Origin of the sequence: Streptomyces glaucosporus (assembly GCF_039533345.1) — a bacterium.
GTDB classification, from domain to species: Bacteria; Actinomycetota; Actinomycetes; order Streptomycetales; family Streptomycetaceae; genus Streptomyces; species Streptomyces glaucosporus.
In genome coordinates, this window is sequence record NZ_BAAATJ010000049.1 from 1 (window position 1) to 4,141 (window position 4,141).

Sequence of the window (4,141 nt, forward strand, 5' to 3'; positions counted from 1 at the left end):
ACGTCTCACCGGCACTGACGGTGTAGTTGACACCGTTGACGGCCTTGGCCACCCCGTCCCGGGTCTTGAACTCCACATGGAGGTCACGAACCTCCAGAAGCGGAACACCGCTTCCCTCCCTCCCCGGTCCGGGAGTGTCCACGGTCTCGTGGGCAGTGGCCACGTACGCCTCCCTCAGCGCATCTTGGGATCGAGGGCGTCGCGCACCGCGTCGCCGAGCATGATGAACGCCAGCACCGTGACGCTCAGCGCGGCGGCGGGGTAGAGCAGGATGTGCGGCGCGTTGCGGAACTGCATGCCGCTGGAGGCGTCGGAGATCGCCACGCCCCACGACACCGTCGGCGGCTGGAGTCCGATGCCCAGGAAGCTGAGGGTGGCCTCCAGCGCCACATAGGTGCCCAGCGCGATGGTCGTCACCACGATCACCGGGGCGACGGCGTTCGGCAGGACGTGCCTCACCAGCATCCGGGTGCTGCCGGCGCCGAGCGCCCGTGCGGCCTGGACGAAGTCGTTCTGCCGCACGGTGATCACCGAGCCGCGCGCGATCCGGGCCGCCTGCGGCCAGCCCAGGGCGACGATCACCCAGACCACCGGCCAGATTCCCTCGGCCTTGACCATGGCCAGGAAGACCAGGCCGCCCAGCACCATCGGGATGCCGAAGAAGATGTCGGTGATCCGCGACAGCACCCCGTCCGCCCAGCCTTCGAAGAAACCGGCCAGGCCGCCCAGCACCCCGCCGACGAGGGCGGTTCCGAGCGTGGCGCACACGGCGACCGCGACGGAGGCGCGGGCCCCGTGGACCGTGCGGGTGTAGACGTCGCACCCCTGCGCGTCGAAGCCGAACCAGTGGCCCGGCGCCGGCCCGTCGAGCGCCCTGCCCAGATCGCACGAGAGCGGGTCGCGGCTCGCGATCAGCCCCGGCCACACGGAGACGACCAGCAGGAACAGGATCAGCAGGGCGGAGATCCCGAAGACCGGGTTGCGGCACAGGTCGTGCCAGGCGTCCGACCACAGGCCGCGCGTCCGCCTCCGTCCCCTCGGCCGCGCGTGCGCCCTCCGGCCGGGTCTGCCCACCGCCGGGAGGTCCTCCACGGGTCCGATCCCGATGCCGTCCGGGGCCGGTGCGACGCTCGCGCCGCCGAGGGCGGGCGGTTCCTCGGAGGGGCTTCGGAGGGGTGACTCAGGCATACCGGATCCTCGGGTCGAGCACGGCGTAGAGGAGGTCCACCAGCAGGTTGGCGGTGAGGAAGACCAGGACGAGGATCGTGACGAAGCCGACGACCGTCGGGGAGTTCTGCCGCAGGACGCCCTGGTAGAGCTGGTATCCGACGCCCTGGATGTTGAAGATCCGCTCGGTGACCAGGGCCCCGGCCATCAGGCTCCCGATGTCGGTGCCGAGAAAGGTGACCACCGGGATCAGCGAGTTGCGCAGCAGGTGGTGGGTGACCACCCGGCGCCGCGGGAGCCCCTTGGAGACGGCGGTGCGCACGTAGTCGGCCCGCGCGTTCTCCGCCACCGAGGTGCGGGTGAGCCGGGCGATGTAGGCCAGGGAGACCAGGGCGAGGACGAGGCCGGGCAGCAGCAGTTCGCCCAGCGGCGCCTCCGCGCTGACCGCCGGGTTGACCAGCGGCCACTTCACGCCCAGCAGGAACTGGAGCGTGGCGCCGGTGACGAAGGTCGGGACGGAGATCACCAGCAGGGTCAGCAGCAGCACCGAGGTGTCCACGCCGCGGCCCCGGCGCAGCCCGGAGACCACTCCGAGCAGGATGCCGGCCACCATCTCGATGACGAGCGCGACCAGCATCAGCCGCACGGTGACCGGGAACGCGGTGGCCATCAGCTCGGTGACGGGCCGGCCGTTGAAGGCGGTGCCGAAGTCGCCGGTGAAGATCTTTCCCAGGTAGAGCAGGTACTGCTGCCACAGCGGCTTGTCGAGGTCGAACTCCTCGCGCAGCAGGGCGGCGGTGGCCGGGTCGGGCGCCCGGTCGCCGAAGAGTCCGGCGACCGGGTCCCCCAGCGCGTACACCATCACGAAGATCAGGAAGGTCGTCCCGATGAACACCGGGACCATCTGGAACAGCCGGCGGATGACGTAGCGTCCCACTGGCGGGCCTCCTCGTCGGACGCGTCGGGCGGTGGGGACGTCAGGCGACCTCGATGTCGGTGAAGACCGGGACCGAGAAGGCGTTGAGTCTGACGCCCTTCACGCGGTCGGAGTAGCCCGCGGTCCCGTTCTGGTACCACAGGGGGATGGCCGGGAGGTCCTGGAGCACGATCTTCTGCGCCTCGCGGAAGATCCCGACCGCCTCCGGTCCGTCGGCCGCGTTGGCCCGGTCGACCAGCTCGTCGAACTCCTCGCTGCTGTACCCGGAGTCGTTGGAGGAGGCGTCCGTGTAGTAGAGCGGCTGGAGGAAGTTCTGGATCAGCGGGTAGTCCATCTGCCAGCCGGCCCGGAACATGCCCTTCATCTCCTTGGCGGCGATGTCCCTGCGGTAGTCCGCGAAGGTGCCCACCGGCCTGACCCGGCAGGCGTCGTTGTCGTCCAGGACGTTGTTGACGCTGTTGCAGACGGCGTCCAGCCACTGCCGGTGCGACCCGGTGTCCACGTTCGAGGTGAGGGTGATGCTCCCGCCGGGCAGGCCGCCGCCCTCCTCGATGAGCCGTCTGGCCCTCTCGGGGGCGTAGGCGCACGTCCGGCCGCACAGTCCCTCGGCGTAGCCGCCGTCCGGGCCGAGCACGGGCGAGGTGAGGTCGGTGGCCGGGATGCGCGTGCCGTGGTAGATCCGCTCGGTGATCCTTTGGCGGTCGATCGCCATGGAGATGCCCTGGCGGACCTTGCGCGCCCTCTCGCCCTGCCACTCCTCGCGGTAGAGGGGGAAGCTGAGGGTCTGGAGGATGCCCGCGGGCTGGTTGACGTAGCGGCCGTTCAGGTCCCGTTCGGCGTTCTTCAGCTGGGACGCGGGGATGTCGTCGGCGACGTCGAGGTTGCCCGCCTGGAGGTCGGTGTAGGCGGTGTTGCTGTCGGTGTAGACCTTCAGCTCGACGCCCTCGTTCCGGGCCTTGTCCTCGCCGCTGTAGTTCTCGTTCCGGGAGAGCGTCATGCTCTGTCCCCTGGCGTACGAGTCGATCTTGTAGGGGCCGTTGCCGACGGGTTTCCTCAGCCATGCCTCGCGGTCCTCGAAGAACGCCTTCGGCAGCGGCGCGTAGGCGTTGTACCCGAGGGTCTGCGGCCACTGGGAGAACTTCTGGTTGAGCCTCACCGTGAAGGTGCGGTCGTCCTTCACCTTCAGCCCGGACATGGTCCTGGCCGTCGGCTCGGCGCCCTCCTCCTCGGGGTGGACGTCGTCGTAGCCCTCGATGTACTGGAAGAAGTACGAGTTGACCTGGTTGTTGGTGACCAGGGCGCCGTAGTTCCAGGCGTCCACGAAGGACTCGGCCGTGACCGGTGTGCCGTCGCTGAACTCCCAGCCCTTCCGGAGGGTGACGGTGAAGTTCCGCTGGTCCTCGGTCTCGATCGACTCGGCCACGGCGTCGACGGCCTTGCCGGTCCTCGGGTCGTAGCGCTTGAGGCCCCGGAAGATCATGTCGAGGACCTTGCCGCCCTGCACCTCGTTGGTGTTGGCGGGTTCCAGGGGGTGCTGCGGGTCACCCCACGAGGCCCGTACCACTTCGGATCCGCCGCTGCCCGTCGCTCCGCTGCTGCAGGCCGCGGTCACCACGGCGAGGGTGACCACCACCGCGACGGCCCCGGTGACGCGCGTGGCTGTGCGCATGGAGTGCCTCCCTGGGTCCTGACCGTTCTTCCGACAAGACCCATATCACCCCATGAGCGAACATTCTCCGCCGATGCCCCGCCGTGGGCCCGGACCGCCCGTGAGAAACCCCCGGATGCCGGACGCCGGACGGGCGGGTGGGGCGCCCGTCCGCGATCCCGGCCCGGAACGCGCGGGGGCGCCCGGACCTGACGGTCCGGGCGCCCCTGTGCGCGACCCGTGTCTCGCGTACGGGCCGGGCGGCGCGGTCAGGCCGCGTGCACCACGTCCTTCTCCTCGGCGAAGTGGCAGGCGGAAGGATGCGCGGCCGGGGTGTCCTGCCCGGCGAACCGCTCCGGCACCGCCAGCAGCGGCACCTCCTGCGCACA

The 4,141-nt window shown here is 70.2% G+C and carries 3 protein-coding genes and 2 pseudogenes; all 5 read right to left on the bottom strand.

Features of this window, described 5'->3' with window-relative positions; all coding sequences use genetic code 11:
• Positions 1-163, bottom strand: a pseudogene (locus ABD358_RS28235) (methionine ABC transporter ATP-binding protein); the annotation flags it as partial.
• Between the two features lie 11 nt (positions 164-174).
• Positions 175-1,188, bottom strand: a complete 1,014-nt coding sequence (locus ABD358_RS28240) for an ABC transporter permease (RefSeq protein ID WP_344634005.1) — start codon at positions 1,186-1,188, stop codon at positions 175-177.
• Entirely contained in the window at positions 1,181-2,104 is a 924-nt protein-coding gene (locus tag ABD358_RS28245; protein WP_344634006.1) for an ABC transporter permease, read from the bottom strand. Before ABD358_RS28245 ends, ABD358_RS28240 begins: the two co-directional genes overlap by 8 nt.
• A gap of 40 nt (positions 2,105-2,144) precedes the next feature.
• Positions 2,145-3,773 carry a peptide ABC transporter substrate-binding protein gene (locus ABD358_RS28250; protein ID WP_344634007.1) on the bottom strand — a complete coding sequence of 543 codons (1,629 nt, stop codon included), beginning with the start codon at positions 3,771-3,773 and terminating at the stop codon, positions 2,145-2,147.
• 248 nt (positions 3,774-4,021) lie between these two features.
• A pseudogene (locus ABD358_RS28255) lies at positions 4,022-4,141 on the bottom strand (peptide ABC transporter ATP-binding protein); the annotation flags it as partial.